Annotated in this window: 7 protein-coding genes; 1 reads left to right on the forward strand and 6 read right to left on the reverse strand. The window is 35.6% G+C overall.

Annotation, left to right across the window (positions count from 1 at the left end; all coding sequences use genetic code 11):
• Nucleotides 1-31 precede the first annotated feature (31 nt).
• The 5 genes from H600_RS0117140 to H600_RS0117160 all read right to left on the reverse strand — a co-directional run bounded on the left by H600_RS0117140 (nucleotide 32) and on the right by H600_RS0117160 (nucleotide 11,531).
• Nucleotides 32-1,429 carry a cadherin repeat domain-containing protein gene (locus tag H600_RS0117140; RefSeq protein WP_026729937.1) on the reverse strand — a complete coding sequence of 466 codons (1,398 nt, stop codon included), beginning with the start codon at nucleotides 1,427-1,429 and terminating at the stop codon, nucleotides 32-34.
• Nucleotides 1,430-2,106: 677 nt separating this feature from the next.
• Nucleotides 2,107-3,729 (reverse strand): glycoside hydrolase, encoded by a 1,623-nt coding sequence (locus H600_RS0117145; protein ID WP_035108732.1) that lies wholly within the window; start codon nucleotides 3,727-3,729, stop codon nucleotides 2,107-2,109.
• Between the two features lie 120 nt (nucleotides 3,730-3,849).
• Nucleotides 3,850-6,645 carry a sugar-binding domain-containing protein gene (locus H600_RS0117150; RefSeq protein WP_157509946.1) on the reverse strand — a complete coding sequence of 932 codons (2,796 nt, stop codon included), beginning with the start codon at nucleotides 6,643-6,645 and terminating at the stop codon, nucleotides 3,850-3,852.
• Between the two features lie 114 nt (nucleotides 6,646-6,759).
• The gene (locus H600_RS0117155; protein WP_051234460.1) at nucleotides 6,760-10,140 is read right to left on the reverse strand and encodes a DUF5107 domain-containing protein; all 3,381 of its coding nucleotides are present in this window, start codon (nucleotides 10,138-10,140) and stop codon (nucleotides 6,760-6,762) included.
• A 14-nt stretch (nucleotides 10,141-10,154) separates the two neighbouring features.
• Complete coding sequence (locus H600_RS0117160; RefSeq protein WP_026729941.1) at nucleotides 10,155-11,531, reverse strand: sugar porter family MFS transporter; 1,377 nt, start codon at nucleotides 11,529-11,531, stop codon at nucleotides 10,155-10,157.
• Nucleotides 11,532-11,910: 379 nt separating this feature from the next.
• Here H600_RS0117160 and H600_RS0117165 point away from each other — a divergent pair, with 379 nt between their 5' ends.
• Nucleotides 11,911-12,795, forward strand: a complete 885-nt coding sequence (locus H600_RS0117165; RefSeq protein ID WP_026729942.1) for an AraC family transcriptional regulator — start codon at nucleotides 11,911-11,913, stop codon at nucleotides 12,793-12,795.
• Here H600_RS0117165 and H600_RS0117170 read toward each other — a convergent pair.
• Complete coding sequence (locus H600_RS0117170) at nucleotides 12,792-16,832, reverse strand: hybrid sensor histidine kinase/response regulator transcription factor (RefSeq protein WP_026729943.1); 4,041 nt, start codon at nucleotides 16,830-16,832, stop codon at nucleotides 12,792-12,794. The two genes, H600_RS0117165 and H600_RS0117170, sit on opposite strands and share 4 nt — an antisense overlap.
• Nucleotides 16,833-17,005 lie beyond the last annotated feature (173 nt).

Here is a 17,005-nt window from a genome sequence, read left to right on the forward strand (position 1 = left end):
TTAGTAATTAAATGTTATAACAGCGTCATAACTATTTTTTTGTGATAAAAACTCTTTCTAACTCTGTATCAAGAACCACTTTATAAACTCCCGGAGCTGCTGGATATTTAGCATTTCCATTTTCACCAGGTGACATTGTACAGATTCCGTTTTTGATCAATCTCCAAGAAGGATCCCACCACTGACCAGTGAAAGTCGCTTCCATAGTTCCAGTCAAAGTATACTCGCCTACTAATTGATATGGATTTGCTGAATTATTAGCTAAATGCAATCCCGTCATAACCCATGCATTCCAAGTATCCCAGTTTGCATCTTTAATACCGCCACCACAAACACTTACGAATGGTTTTCTCAATGCTGCATCATCATGCCATAAACCGTTTGCAACATCAGCCCAAACTTTGCTTGAAGGTGTGTATTTTTCAGCAGTGTATTTTAGTGTATTCGGATTTACTTTGATTTTGTAGTATCCTTTTGTTGGTAAGATAATTGGTGCAGAAGCAACATCATCTACTAATTCTCCAGTTCCATTCAAACCAAAACAGTGTGGCCCAAAATCAGCTTCTTGACCTAAGAAATAAACTTCTTTATTGTCTTTATCAGCATAATATTTGAATTCGAAATCTTGTCCATTTTTCTCATGGAAATACATTGGAACTCCAACTGCATCTGTTGTCAAGTTAGTTCCTTTTGGCTGATCGCATAAAAAGATTGCAGGATACTCGTTTGTAGCTACTATATTAACATTTAAAGATCCTGTATTTGGAATAGCAAATTTATCCTTAGCCGTAATAGTCAAAACATAATCTGCTGCAGTTACTGGCAATGTATAGGTTTTGTTGAATGTATATGATTGAGGCGAACCTGTCAATTGAATCGTTTCGTCAATACCTAATGCAGCACATTGAATCTGAACGAAATCAATTCCTGAATCATCATTCACAACAAAATTTACAGGCAATTTATTGCTAGTTGACAATAAAATTACCGCTCCTTCTTTTGGAGAAACCATAGTAATTGATGGTGCAGCAAATTCTCCGTCTAAACGCAAATTGATTTCTTCATTTACAACATTTCCGGAAACGTCTGTGATAACTAATTTAATTTTGAAAGCTTCAGAAGTTCCTCTGTTTGCTGGAACTTCAAAAAAGTAGCTCAAATCATATTTTGTAAGCAATGTATTTGTTGGAAACGTAATTAGTTTATCAAGTGATAACTCTGGAATCTGAATTGCTACGCTTTTTAATCCTAAATCATCTGCTAAAGCTGCTTTGATTTCGAATTTTCGGCTCGGCGCGCCATAGATTTCTTTAGTAGAAACTACAACTGTAGGGTCATCAGATGGAGCAAAATCTGCGTCATTGCTTTGACATCCAGTAAAAAGGATGGCAAAAAGTGCAAGAAAAAATACAAATATATTTTTTTTCATCTCTTTAATTTTAAGGTTAGTTTAGTTTGTTTTTTGTTAATGTGATTGTTGATTGAAATGAGCGAAACTCATTTTTGAAGATCCTGACTCTTTGCTCCTCTCTTTCAAAGAAGTCAGACAATAAAAAATCGGTGGTTTGGTTTTTGTCATGTTAGTAAAGTTTGATTAATATTTTTTTCTTTTTTTCTTTATTCGTCAATGAGCAAACTATTTTTTATAGTTGAGATTTTATTTTTTTGACCCGCGATTTTATTTTCATCGCGGGTCAGATAAGTAATACGTAAAACCAACTCTTACAATCTTATTTTAAAGAAGGCTCAATTCTTTAAACCGATTAAAAACTTATCAAAAAAATAACACTTATAATTCTACACAGTAATACAACTTAATCTATTACTATAAGTGCAAAGAAATGTCGAAAACACACTTATTAGGAGGGGTAAAATGGAAAAAAAAGGAGGTCAAAATTGCAATTAGTTACTATTTTTATCTAAATATTGATTACTTTAAAAAAATAACCCACTATTTTTAAACATTATGTAATTTTACAAAAAAAACTGTTTTTCAGCTAAAACGTTTGAAATTTGTTAATGAATTCTTCAAACAGCATTAAAAACAATCAATTCCTCAAAAGCATTCTTAACAATTTTTTAAATATTACTGCTCCTTATTTCAAATTATTTGTATTCTCCTACATAAGTAACAATCGATTTTTCTGGTATTTTAACTGTATTATTTTTTAAAATTATGCCTCTTTTTAGACTTGAATTTTCAGCTGTCACATAAGGGATTAATTCCTTGTTTTTTAAACTCCTGCTTAAATCCAATTTATATGTTTTCGATTCATTGCTAGAATTAACTACGACAATAACAATTTTCTTTTTGACGCTGTCCTTGTACGCTGTTATCATAATTTCATTTGATGTCTCTTTTTCATTCGCATTCAAAACCTCTAACCGAATCATTCCTGGTCGTACAAAGCGCGAATAATTTCCAAAGGCCCATAATAATTTTGAATCACGAAAAAAGCCGTCATGTTTGCAATAACCGTCTATCATACTACCATTGTTTGTTCCATCATCCAGATAAATTAGACCGTCTTTAAAATCTGCTCTCGTTAATGCGGTCCACCATTGCCATGACGATGCACCGGCCACTGCAACATCATTATGAATAAGACACGCCACAAAAAGAGCTGTTTTCATTCCAAGATCTCTTTGATGTCCTGAACCTCCCGGAATTTCAGTTTCTCCCGGTTGCTCCAAAATACTGTATTCCGTCTGCCAATAATTTAATCCTGAAATTGGTTTGATACGTAAATTCAATTTCTTGCGATACGCAATCTGATCTTTTACGGGCCAAACCGAAAAATAACTATGCCCTGTAATTACTTTTTTTACATTCGGCAAATTTGAAATATTGGTTGGAGAACTACTACCAAAAAAAGCATTGATCTGGTCATCTCTAGTCTCTTCGTTTACATTTTCATATAAATAATTTATAATTGCCGCTTCACCTAATACTATTTCCGTTTTCAACCCTTTTGCTTTCAATTTTTCTGATAAAAGCTTTGTAAAATCAAAAATTTCCTCATTTGTGGCAGGCGTTCCCTCCTGACTTGCTTTTCCATTATTTCCTGCCATCCAATCCCATTGAGGCTCATTAATTGGACTTAAATAATCAAAAGTGACACCTTCCTTATTTTGCAAATTTTCAACCGTTTCGACTAGAAAGTTTGCATAATCAGGAAGCATTCCTTTTTTGATATTCATGTTTACTTTTTGTGATGAAAATGCTTTTCCGTTTAAGGTCATCTGCACCGGCGGACTGATAGTAAAAGCCAGAAACTTTTCGACCCCTCGTTTTTTAGCAGCCTGTAAAAACCAGCGCTGCCCTTCTTGTTTGGTCCAATCATAGGTTCCATCTGGTTTTTGAAAACATTCGCTTCTTCTCCATTCGTCGGTAATACCGCTTTCGGTACCCTGCTCCGCACTTCCTGCGCCCAAATAGAATCTCCATATCGATAATCCAATTCCTTTTGGATTTCCCTCTTTATCCAATTCTTTGCTGAAAAGCAAATCGGCAATAGCGTTTCTTTTTTCCATTGGCCAATTCTTGCCCACCATCTGGCATCTCCAAGCATCCGACGCTCCAAAACCTTCCATGGTCTGCAGTTCCTTGTTCAGATCAATTTTAATAGTTGCTAAAGAAGTTTTTATTTGAGCATTTGAGACAGCGTATAAAAAGAGCGAACAAATGGAAAACAATACTGCTTCCTTGCTTATTTGAAATATTCTCATACTTTATAATAATTTGATGGTTGTATCACGAAGAAAATTGATACTTTAGAAACCAAAAACAAATCTGATTACAAAAATTCAATTCATGCATTCAGATTTGTTTAATGGTTTTAGATTCTTCTAATATATACTTGTGGCACCCTCCTTGCCTTTTTCTTGCTGAACAGCCAAAACTGATTTCAAAAACTCTGGGTTCTTTATCGGCTCAGGATTGAATTCTGCGCTGTTCATATATTTCAAAATAGAAAGCAACATTTGTTTTGCTACTGGGCGTTTCTCTAAATCGGTTGTTAAATCGAAAGCAGCGATTACAAGCTTTCCTGATTTTACACTTCCTTCAAAAAGAGCAGCCAATTTTCGGTTGTTTGCAAAATTGTCCACCATTTCAACGATAGGATTTCCTCCTTCAACTCCATCCATAATCAACGTTGTGGAATTTACATTCAAATCCCACCATTGCCAATCGGTATTCATATCTGTTGGAAAATCTTTAAGGGCTTGATGCGATGGATTGCACAGCACTCCCATTGTACCGGCTTGTTTCGGAAAATGAATTGGGCTCCAAAACACGGGAACAAATTTCCCTTCGATTCCTTTAATTTTCTTCCAATCTGGATTTAATAATACTTTTTTGCCGGCGTTTAGCAATTTATAAGCTTCATCCAAACTTCTTGTATAAACTACTTGACCATAATCAACAGTTTGTTTTTGCGGATATACCCAAATATTCCATTGGTTTTTATAATTTGTTCCTTTCAGATTTACTTTAACTGTCAATTTCGAAGCTTTGTTGATTTTCTGAAGGCTAGTATTTATATCCAAAACGTTATGATTGTATCCAATAGCAACAGCTACTTTAGTACTTCCCGAAGCCACTACAGTAGTTCCTTCGTTGATGGCCCATTCGATTTCCTGATTGTTTAAAAGTGAATCTGAATAATTGCTTACATCCAAAGAAGCAGTGAAATACTCGTTATTCGTATAGGTTGCTTTTGGAAAACGAAGCAATGGAACAACCGGTGCTGAAAATTGTCTGAAATCAGATGCCGAAATCAAACCTTTGCTGTCCCAAAAAGCATCCAGCAAACCAACTAATGCCGTTCCTTGTCCTGGAAAATCATGCAAATCCAACAATTGAAAACCGCTGATTCCTGCTGTTTTCAAAGCTCTTTCAATTTCCTCTTTATACAGAATTACAGCCAATTTACCTGAAGCTTCCGTATATTGAGACGCTTTTGAAATTAACCCTTTTCGTTCTAAATCCTCTTTAACCGACTTAAAGTTGATTGGTTCTAAAACGCCGGTATATTTTGCAATTTCATCTATTTTAGGATAAACCGCATATTGTCCTATTTCATGTGTAACCAAAGGCACTGTCATGCCTTCAACTGAAGCTACATAATCTTTATTGAATGTTGGCGATTCGCTGTTGAAAACACCTTGACCACGTACCCATCCTTTTTTAGTCCATTGCGTAATAAAAAAGTCATCTTCAGGTTCTGGCCAGTCGCCGTGTCCTTTTTCGAAAGTAAATGATGTTGTGGTATAAAGATGTCTATTATCCTGAGCTCTTAAGCTGTTCATTAATTTGGTCAAAACAGTCATATCGCCTTGCAATTCATTCCCCATCGACCACATACAGAAAGAAGGATGATTTCCATATTCGTTAATCATGCGTTGTGCTTCGGCATACAGAAAATCAGTTGTTTTTTGATCTTGCCCAATTTTAAGCACCCAAACTGGCAATTCAACTTGCAAATAAAACCCCATTTCATCAGCCACTTCAAACGCAGCTTCTGGCGGGCACCACGAATGAAAACGCAAATGATTCAGTCCCCAGTCTTTTGCTGTTCCAAAAACTTTTCTCCAGCCATCTTTGTCCATCGGTGCATGTCCTGTAAGCGGGAAAATATCGCATTCTAATGTTCCTCTTAAAAATACAGGTTGATTGTTGATTGTCAACACCGCTCCTTTTCTAGAAAAACTGCGCATTCCGAAATCTTCTGAAGCATTCGAAGTGTTTTTTCCAGCTTTTAATTCGGCTTTCAATTCATACACCTCTGGTGAAAACTCACTCCAAAGTTTTACGTTTTTGCCCATATCATAATCCACTTCAACAGCAGATTCACCCGTTTTGATCTGGATTTCTTTTTCAATCGTTCCAACAGCAACATTGCTTTTTTTATTTACAGCTGTGATGCTTAAAACTCCTTTTGTTGTTTTCTTAGTATTGTTGGCAAGCACTACTTTTACTTTTGCTTTTCCGGTACTGATTTCTGGTTTTACTTGAAGATTGGCAATTTTAATGGCATCAAAAGCTTCAATTTCCATTTTTCCAATGATACCATTCCAAATAATCTGCGTTTCATTGGTATATGCATGTGCCATATTATCAACACTGATATCAAAAAGTTTTCGGTTGTCAATACGAATGGTCAAACGATGTGTTTTTCCAGCCGTAAGAAACTTGGACAAATCAAAATAATGTGGTGCGATCAAACTGTTTTGTTCAGCCTGAAGTTCTTTTCCATCAATCCAAACATTGGTTTTCCAGATGACACGTTCTAGTTTTAGAATCAGTTCTTTTCCTTTCCAATCTTTAGGTATAGTAATTTCACGCGTATACCAAGCAGCGCCTAAATAACTGTTTTTACGCGTCAAATGACTCATTTGCAGTTTTTCTAAGCTTGGCTTCAATTTATTAGGAACGCCAATACCTGCATCATCTGTAGTTCCAGGCAATTTCATCAATTGCTTAAAATTCATATTCTGCCAGCCATTTTTCAGTCCGCTATCGGTGCTATCCAGCTGTACGGTCCATTCTCCGGCAATGTTCATCACCCATTTATCTCTTGAATCCCAAGAAGAGAGAAAAAACAAGCAGCAAAAAGCCGTTATGATATATTTGATTTGCATTTTTTTATTTTTTTATTCAATATTCCTCAATATGATAAAGATGTAACCCGCTGGCCGTAATGTCCAATCAATCCTATACTAATGAAAAACACCACTACCAACGAGTTATAATCTCTATTTACGGAAGGTTTGTTTATTGATATCCAATTGTTTCACCTTTTGATAATACTTTTCAGCATCCATTTCATTTCCTAATCCGCTGTGCCCTAAAGCCATTACATAATAGCAGTGCACCTGATTCCTCACATTCAAATCGTCATCCCAAATCGCAAGATCTGGCAATGAAACCGCAAAATAATCTATTCTTGATTTTTCAAACAAGTATTTCTCGCCGTGCGCTATTAATTTGTTGAAACGGCTGCGGGCTTTATCTTCATCACCTAATTCACGCCATGCCAATCCTTGATAAAAAATCTTATCTGGTTGTTGATCATTATAAAAAAAGGCCTGAACAGGTTCTGAAGATCCTAGCGTTGCTTCGACAAAATTAGCTGTAGCATTTTCTGCATCTCCAAGTCCTTTGCAAGCCAACCCTTTATAATAAAAGACTTCATTTTCCTCAGCATTTTTCAATTTCCCCTCTCCTAAATCATGCGGGTAAACCTCTGTTTCTTTCAATAATTGCAATGCTTCTTCAAATCTGTTTTCAGCAATTGCAATTTTGGCTAATTCTACTCTGCACAATGTATATTGTCCTGTTACTTTTCCTTCTCCGCCTTCCCAAGGATGGAATTTGCGTTTAGAAATCAGTTCTTTGGCAACATCATATTTTCCAATTTGATTGTAAAGTGTAATACGTTCAATACACAAATCATCACGTTCTTCGACCAAATTTGGATACTGATTTAAAACCTCTAAACGGAATTCAGGCGTTTTTCCGATTTTCTTATAAAGCTGATCCAGCTCCATGAAAATTCTTGAATCAGTAGAGTCTAAAGCAAATGCTTTTTCTAACATTTCCTGCGCAGCCACTTTATTATCTGTCTTATTGTAATACGCCAAAGCAAGATTTCTCAATAAAGTTGGAAATTTGTCATCAATGCTGTACGACAGTTCCCAGCTTTTAACCGCTTCATCATACTGACGGAAAGCGTACCAGAAATTCCCTAAGTAATAAGGCGCTTTAGCATCAGACGGGTTTAAAAGAATCGCATCTTGCAAAATAGTTACTTCCTCAATACGGTTCGGGAAACACTTTTCTCCCGACTGTGAAGACGCTTTCTGGTACCATTCAATTGCTTTTTCTTTATTTCCATCCATTGAAGCGAAATAACCTAAAGCATAATATACCATTGGATATACATTTTCGGCATCACTGATTGATTCCTGCAACAATCGAGAAGCTTCTTCATATAATCCCGCTCCAGCAAAATCCAACGCATATTCAATGTAGCCATGTGCCCATTGACGCATAATGGTATTCATTTCGTCTAATGTCGTTTTGTCTTTTGTAAGCAGGTATTTTTCAAAACGGCATCCCATATTGAAACGGTCGATTTTGATAGATTCTTCAATCCAAGACAAAGCTTCTTGATTTCTATTTAATTTTCTTAAAATAGACGCTTTCAACTGACGTGCTTTGTGATTGTGCCAATTGCGTATCAATGACGATTCAACTCTTTCCAAAGCTTCTTGCCATTCTCCTCTGCTACTGTCAATTTGTGCCAATGCATAAAAACCGGCATCCTGCCATGCTGCATTCCAAGTTGATTTGAAAAGCGAATTGTAAGCTTCGTCTAATTTTCCTTGCAATTTTAAACAATAACCCAAATTGTATAAAGGCTCTCCATCAATTGGATTTGGGTTTCTTTCTGTTAAAACCTCGACAGCAGTTCTGAAATACTTTTCTGCTTTTTCAAACTGCCCTCTGCGCAACATCAAAAGACCAACAGCATTATTGCATCGAACGTCCTTTTCGTCTCGGCTTAATGCTTCAAAATAATAGTCCAGCGGATTGTAGGTGGCATGTCTATATTGTTCCAAATGCAATCCTGTCAAATACAACTGTTCCATTGAAGCAATATCTTTTGGATCCAAAGCGGCTTTTGCAGGATCAGGAACAGGCTTTATTTCTGCTTTTTCTTCTTGATATTGCACCAGAATTTTTCCTTCAGCAGTATATACTGTAAAAATCAAATCTTGTGAAGCTGTCTCTCCAATAGCAACTCTTTTTTTATACGGATTTACAGGCGAAATCGTAATTTCTTCTTGAAATAATACGATATTGTGCTTGTCCTTTAATTCAATTTTCAAATTTTTATACAAACCAGTCGTATATAAAATCAAATCTGCTTCTTGACCCTCAACTTCAATATTAATGATTGCTTCTTTTGTTGCGTTTTTAACGTAGCCAACTTCAGCATATGGCATGAAATATTGTACCCAAGATTTTTCTTCGTAGGCTTGCAACCAAGAAAAATCAGGCTGATTGTCTGTAAAAACGCCCGTCATTAATTCGATATACGGGCCATCTTTGTCTGTTAGATTTCTATCCCAAGCAAGACCGAAATCGCCATTCCCCCAAGTCCATTGTTTTTTTCCTGGAGATACGTGGTGATTCGCCACATGCAATAATCCTGCCTGTACGTGATCTTCATATCCACCAACAAAATTATACTTGGACTGAACCGCCATATAAGACGTTGGAACTGGAATGTTTTTATATTTTGAAATGTCTACTCCCGCAGAATAATCTTGCTTGTAATATTCGCCAGTAGCAATTGGAAATTTAGAAACGTCTCTTTTTCCGTGGTCAAAAACAGCATTCACATCTGGTGGAAAAACCGATTTATAGCCATCATTTACTACAACCGCAGGATTTGCCCACCAAAGGAATGTTTGAGGAAATGCTGTACGGTTGTAAATTTTTACTTTAATTTCGATATAAGCTTTGTCAGGATGCAACGTAAAACCCTGCATTCCTTTTGTTCTAAACATTCTTTCTACTTCATTACACCAAATCGTTTTGCTTCCATCTTCATTTTCTTCAATATTGTAATCTGTTGGCAAAAAAGTACTCGGACGGTGGTGCTGTGGCCAATTGAATTCAATTCCGCCAGAAATCCAAGGTCCTGTAAGTCCCACAAGAGCAGGTTTGATTACCTGATTGTAATAAACAAAATGACGCTGTTTTACTTTGTCATACGCCATATGAACACGTCCTCCCAGCTCAGGAAGAATCATTATTTTGATGTATTTATTTTCTAAAAACACCGCATTGTAGGACTTATCAAATTTTTCATCCGATAGTTTTTCAACAACCGGATAAGGATAAACCGACCCCGAACTTCCTTGATACACACGTTTTTCAAGAAAAATTGGATTCTTTTCTTCTTCTCCAATTTGATATGTAGGAAGCAAAATATCTTCTTCCCAAACACGTACAACACCGTCTTCGTCAACTGTTGATTGAATTAAGTAAGCCGTGATTTTTTCATCTTGACCAGTTTCATTTATTGTTTGGTTTGCTTGTAAATCTGCAATTGTATTTTTCATTTTATATACTGCTATTATTTCGTCAATTCTTTTTCTATTTCCTCTAAAGATTTTCCTTTGGTTTCAGGCAGATTAACGCGAAGGAAAAAGTATCCTGCCAAGCAAATCGCACCGTAAAGCCAGAAGGTTCCATAAGACCCAAGACTGCTATTCAAAATTGGGAAAGTGTATGTCAAGACAAAACAGGCTGTCCATAATGAAAATGTAGCCACCGCCATTGCCATTGCTCGTATTTTAGTAGGGAATATTTCAGATAAAACCACCCAAGTAATTGGTGCCAAAGTCATTGCATAACAAGAGATTGATGCAATAACAAGCGCCAAAACTGCAATTCCTGTTATTTCAAAATAATAGCAAGCGCCTAAAAGGGCATAAATTAGAAACAGTCCAATAGAACCAATAAGCATCAAAGTTCTTCTTCCCCAACGATCTACAAAATACATTCCTGCGAAAGTGAATATTACATTAACCAAACCTGTAATTACGATATTGAACAAGATATCTGAAACGCCATAACCTGCAGCTGAAAAGATTTCCTGAGCATAATTAAAAATTACATTGATGCCGCACCATTGCTGAAAAGCTGCAATTACAATCCCTAAAATCAAAATTTTAGGCATTTTGCCTTCAAAAAGTGTTTTGAAATTGGCTTTTTCCTCAACATCTCCAGCACTTGATTTCAATTGCTCAATTTGTTCTGCGGCAAAAGAGCCACCACCGATTTTAGAAAAAATAGCTTCTGCTTTTAAGTAATTATATTTACTGGCAAGCCATCTTGGACTTTCCGGAATGATTAAAATCAAAACAAAAAACAATACTGACGGGATGGCTCCTGCCCAAAACATATATCTCCAACCCCATTGTCCGTTCCATGAGTTTAAAATATCCTCTCCTTCAATAATAGGTTCTGCAATTAGCCAGTTAACAATTTGCGCCGCCAATATTCCAATAACGACTGTTAATTGGTTGATCGAAACAAATTTACCTCTGGATTCACTTGGTGCAATTTCGGCAATATACATGGGAGAAAGATTAGACGCAATTCCGATTCCGATACCGCCAACTACTCTCCAAATGATAAACCATTCTATTGTATCGACCATTCCGGTACCGACTGCAGCCAACGTAAAAAAGATAGAAGCCACGATCATTAATGGTTTTCTTCCGTATTTATCAGATAAACCTCCCGAAATCATTACTCCCAACAAACACCCCAAAATAGCGCTTCCCATCACCCAGCCTTGCATAGAAGGCGAATTGGTAATATTAAAAAACACTTCATAAAAAGGTTTTGCCCCGCCAATGACAACCCAATCGTACCCAAAAAGCAAACCGCCCATGGCTGAAACTAATGCTATAAAAAGCAGATACGAAGAATTAAACTTACTCATATATGTTATTTTTAAATTAATTTATTCTTTACAAATGTCGCGGCTTACAACGGGTTCAAAAATGTAATATTTATATAAAACATGTATAAAACATCGATTACTTATTTGAACTTGTCATTCTGGGAATAAAAAACGCTTTTTTTTATAGCAACACTTTTTTTTCTGTTAAAAACCAAGAATAAAACATTTACTGAATATAAAAAACATCTTACCAAAAACCTTTGCTGCCACTTTACGACCTGGTTTTTATTAGCTTTATTTCATAATATGTAAATTTTAACGGTTTTTATCCAATTACGATTTAATCATATAATTTCTTAGATTTGGCTTTTATAACATTTAAAACAGGTTTTTGTTTTAAAAACTAGCACCTCATTTTATGGATCAGATAGCAGATGGATTTAAAGGAGAAAGAGCGATTGTTGTTCCTTATAGTATTCGAAATTTTCAATCGGAAAATGAACTGACAAAAAACTTGTTCGTTACTCATATTGGCTATTATCCGAATGCAAAATATCATTTCAGAAAAAGGTCAAAAGGTGCACTTGAAAACATCCTTATTTATTGTGAAAACGGAAAAGGCTCTATTACCTTTGAAAACGAATTGTATTCACTAACTAAAGATCAAGCTTTTATCATTCCCGCACATAAAGCACACAGTTACGAAGCCGAATTCTCAAAACCTTGGAGCATTTACTGGATACATTTTAAAGGAACCACGGCCGTGTCGTATGCTGCTGTATCAGGAAAAATATTAAATCTGGGCGATACAAGAGCAAATGATCGACTGAATTTGTTCGAGGAAATCTATCAAAATTTAGAAATGGGATTTTATCCTGATAATCTCGAATATTCGAGTATTTGCTTGCAGCATTTTTTAGCAAGCATAAAATACACCGATCAGTTCTTAAAAATTAAAACTTCTGATTCGGAGGTTTTAGACATTATTCCTATGAGCATCATTTATATGAAAAACAATCTGAACAAGAAAATCACCTTGCAAGAGATTGCAGAACATGTAGGCTATTCCAGTTCTTATTTTGGCTCTTTATTTTTGGAAAAAACATCGTGTACGCCAATGGATTATTACAACCAGCTGAAAATTCAGAAATCTTGTTCGCTTTTACAATTCAGCACCATGAAAATAAAAGAAATCGCTTATTTTCTAGGTTATTACGACCCATTTCATTTTTCAAAATCCTTCCGATTAGTAATGGAAATATCACCTCGTGAATACCGTTTGCGTTATAAAACACAAGCTTAATTTATAATATTCAAATCCGAATTAAAGGAACTCTTATACTTTTTGATATAATCAGAAGGCGTCATGCCAAAAAGCTTTACAAATTGCTGTCTAAAATATTTAGGATCTTCAAAACCAACTTCGGCACTTGCTTGCGCAATATTCATGTCTTCAGTAAGCATTAGCATGGCCGCACGGCGAATACGAAGCGAACGAATAAAAGCATTCAAAGTCTGTCCCGAAATAATCTTGATTTTTGTATAGAGCGTTCTGTGGCTCATTCCCATTTCTTGAGCAAACGTTTTGATTGTGAAATCTTTTTTGTGAATATTTCGCTCCACAATATCAATACACTTTTTCAGGATTTCCTGATATTCTACAGGCACTTTTTGTGCATTTTCTTTTAATGTAATACTGTCTAAGAAATACGTTCTTAAATTGCTTCGGTTGCGCAATAGCGATTCAACGCGAGCGACTAATATATCATCATCAAATGGTTTGGTGATGTAGTCGTCGGCTCCGTCATTGATTCCCTGTAAATGTGTTTCTGGATTCTTTGAAGCTGTCAATAAAATAACCGGAATATGCGATAGATCATTGCTTTCTTTTATTTTTCGGCACAATTCAAGACCGTCCATCTGCTCCATTGTAATATCACTTATTACCAAATCCGGCATATGTTTTTTGGTCATTTTTAATCCTTCTGCTCCATTCTCTGCGCTATAAACCATATAGTTTTCAGAAAACATTTTGATCAAATAATTACGAATATCATCATTATCATCAATAATCAAAACAGTACGTTTTTCCGTCAGCATTACTTTTTGGAAATCACTTTCTGAAACCTGATTATTGGCTTTTGAAGTGTTTTCATCAAAATCATCTACAATTAATTCATCAAAAAGCTGAGTTCTCTTTTGAACATCGTTTGTTATCACGACATTGTCAAAATGACTGTTTCCTTTTAAAAATGTCAATTTAAAGATACTTCCTTTTCCTATTTCACTGCTGCAGCTTACTTTTCCTTTGTGTTTGTCAACAAAATACTTCACAATAAACAATCCGATTCCGAAGCCAGTTCCAATAGAAACTTTAGAATTGATTTGTTTGAATTTCTCGAAGATCACCTCAATATCAGCCTTGTCGATCCCTTCCCCGCTGTCTGAAATCTCCATTGCAACATCAGTGCTGGTTTCGGTCAGCCTTAGAGTAATTTCACCTCCAACTGGCGTGTATTTAAATGCATTGGACATTAAATTAAACAATGAAATTTCGATTTTTTCGTAATCGCCAATGATCTCGATTTCATTTTCTGGAATTTGAAAATTATAGCTAATATTTTTATCCTTTGCCTGATTGACAAAACATTGATACACTTCATTGCAAAGTTTATTTACATCAATGGGCGACAATCGTAGTGAATCGGCATCGTTCTCTGCTTTTCTAAAAAGCAAAAGCTGATCAACCAAACTCAAAAGTCGTCTGGCATTTCGGTGTGCAATAGCCAAATCACTTCCCGAAGAACCGTTTTCAACACGTTCTTTTTGAACTGCTTTTTTCAACGGATTAATAATCAGTGAAAGCGGCGTTCTAAATTCATGTGAGATATAAGTAAACATCGACGATTGTTTCTCGGCAATTTCCTTTTCTTTTTTGCTTTCTAATTCGGCAATTTTTACTTTATATTTTAGCTTTTCTTTGTTTTTTTGATAATCCAAATAAACAAATAATGCACCTGCAACAGCAAACAAATACAAGGTATACGCCCACCAGGTTCTGTACCAAGGTGGCAATACTTGAATAGAAACCAAACTGACTTCCTTATTCCAACCACCTTTAAAATTGGTTGTTTTTACCTTAAATATGTATTTTCCTTCCGGCAATCTTGAATAATTTGCTTTTCGGGCTTGACCTACATAATTCCATTGCTCGTCCCAGCCTTCTAAAAAATAAGCATAATTGATTTTGTCGGCATTGTTATAATCAATTGCGACAAATTCTAATGACAAAGCGGTTTGGTCATAATCCAAACGAACTTCTTTCATTTTGCCCGAATCTGAAACTTCCACTTTGCTTTCTTCAATCGATTGATTATTAACCGAGAAATCACTCAACAATAAATTATTCTTCTGATTATAACCCTTAATGGCTTCTGGGAAAAAGATATTGAAACCATTGATGCCACCAAAAAGAAATTCCCCAGTCGACAATTCGATTCCAGCGTTAAAACTAAACTGATTACTCTGCAAGCCATCATTAACAGAGAAATTGCGGAATGTTTGTTGTTTTTTATCAAATCGACAGATGCCATTGTACGTACTCATCCAAAGATTTCCTTCTTTATCTTCGAGCAGTCGCAAAATGGTATTCGATGGAAGCCCGTCGTCTGTAGTATATCTTTTAAAAGTATTGCTTTTGCGATCAAACAACAGCAAACCACCTTCCTGTGTACCGATCCAAAGATTTTTGTCCCGATCTTCATGAATGTATCGAATCTGATTGCCAATCGGAATTTTATTGATTTTTCTAGTTGTCTTTTCAAGTGAAAACAAAGAAGTATAATTTCCTGCCCATAATTTACCATCGCTGGTTTCGATCATGCACTGCAAATTGGTAACTGCTTTGTCAAAAAGAACAAAACTGTTTTTAGCACGGTCGAGAAGATAAAGAGCACCTTCATTTGTAGCCCCTGCCCAAATATTATTTTTTGAATCTTTGTAAACAAACCAGATGTTCTTTTCAATTTGTTTGGTATACGGATTATAGCAAGAATATTGAGTAACCGAATTGTTTTTCGGATTGATCTTATTTACTCCTCCAGCCCAAGTAGAAAGCCAAATTTCGTTATTGTTGTCACGGGTAATTCCGGTAATAAAAGGACTTGACAATTTATTGCCGTAATTGCTATATGTATTTGTTTTTCGGTCCCAATATTTTAATCCCGCTCCATCGGTACCCACCCAAACATTCTTTTTTTCATCTTCACAAAAAGACAAAATAAAATTTTCTGCAGGGTTTTTGGCATTGTAACGGATGCTTTTAAAATACTTTGGGGTACTGCTCAACATACTAATTCCGCCACGAAGTGAACCAAACCATTTGTTGCCGCCTTTGTCTTCGTATAAACTCCAAACCGAGTTGCTTTTTGCCAACTGGTTTTCGTTGACACTATTGTACGGAATTGCTTTATTATTTGTTCCTATGACTTTGTAAATGCCACAACCGTCTGTCGTGATCCAGATTTCTTTTTTCTTATCAACCAAAAGATCTGTAACACTGCATTTATTCGGAAAATAATTATCTGAAATATTCCCCGTTTTGGTATTAAACAGAAAAAGCCCTTCATCAGTTCCGAGCCAAAGATTTCCATCTGACGCCAATTTCATTGCCTTTACTTCTTTTGAGAGAGGAAAAACCGCTTTTAAACTTTTATTCGAATAATTGTAACTACAGATTCCTACATTGCGGACATACACCCAAGCGTGGTTATTTTTTTGATCTTCCTGAATGGCAATAGCATCATAATTATTTATCATGATTCGGTTGCCAAGTGCAGTCAGCGGGATCTGTTTTCCAATAAAAGATCCATTTTCAAAACGGATTAAACCTAAACTTTGAGAAGCAACCAAAACCAAATGATCCGAAACCGCACGCATTTGATGAATAATGTCCTGAAGTGTTTTTTGCTTTTTGTTTGAAGCAATATATTCGACAAAATGAAAAGATGCTGTAGCCTTATTGTAAATACTGATTCCGTTAGCGCCACCTACCCAAATATTCTTCTTCGAATCGCCTTCTATATTGTAAATGGTATTGAATGAAAGTGATTTTTTATCATTGATACGATTACGGAAAACCTTGAAGTTATAGCCATCATAACGGTTAAGTCCGTCGTAGGTTCCAAACCACATATAGCCATCGTCGTCCTGAAAAATAGTCGTCACAGAATTGTTCGACAAACCATCAGAAATATCAAGAAATTTAACGGGATTGTCCTGCGCAAAACTCAGCGAAGTAAAACCAAATAACAGTATAAAATACAGAACAAAATACTTCAAAATATGGCACTAGTTTTTGATGTTGTGTAGAAAGCACAATTATAAGCCTATTTATAGCAATTTTGCAAAAATCAACTCATAAAATTTTGATTTTAGAGTTGATATGTAGGAGTAAATCTTACGTTTTAATTTTTAGTAAAGAATTGCTTATAAAAACTTTTAAGTATTCAATG

The organism is Flavobacterium denitrificans DSM 15936, from assembly GCF_000425445.1.
GTDB lineage: Bacteria > Bacteroidota > Bacteroidia > Flavobacteriales > Flavobacteriaceae > Flavobacterium > Flavobacterium denitrificans.

Coding starts and splice junctions, on each gene's coding strand:
- H600_RS0117155 (WP_051234460.1), bottom strand. CDS start 10,140: ATGAAAAATACAATTGCAGATTTACAAGCAAACCAAACAATAAATGAA.
- H600_RS0117150 (WP_157509946.1), bottom strand. CDS start 6,645: ATGCAAATCAAATATATCATAACGGCTTTTTGCTGCTTGTTTTTTCTC.
- H600_RS0117140 (WP_026729937.1), bottom strand. CDS start 1,429: ATGAAAAAAAATATATTTGTATTTTTTCTTGCACTTTTTGCCATCCTT.
- H600_RS0117160 (WP_026729941.1), bottom strand. CDS start 11,531: ATGAGTAAGTTTAATTCTTCGTATCTGCTTTTTATAGCATTAGTTTCA.
- H600_RS0117145 (WP_035108732.1), bottom strand. CDS start 3,729: ATGAGAATATTTCAAATAAGCAAGGAAGCAGTATTGTTTTCCATTTGT.
- H600_RS0117165 (WP_026729942.1), top strand. CDS start 11,911: ATGGATCAGATAGCAGATGGATTTAAAGGAGAAAGAGCGATTGTTGTT.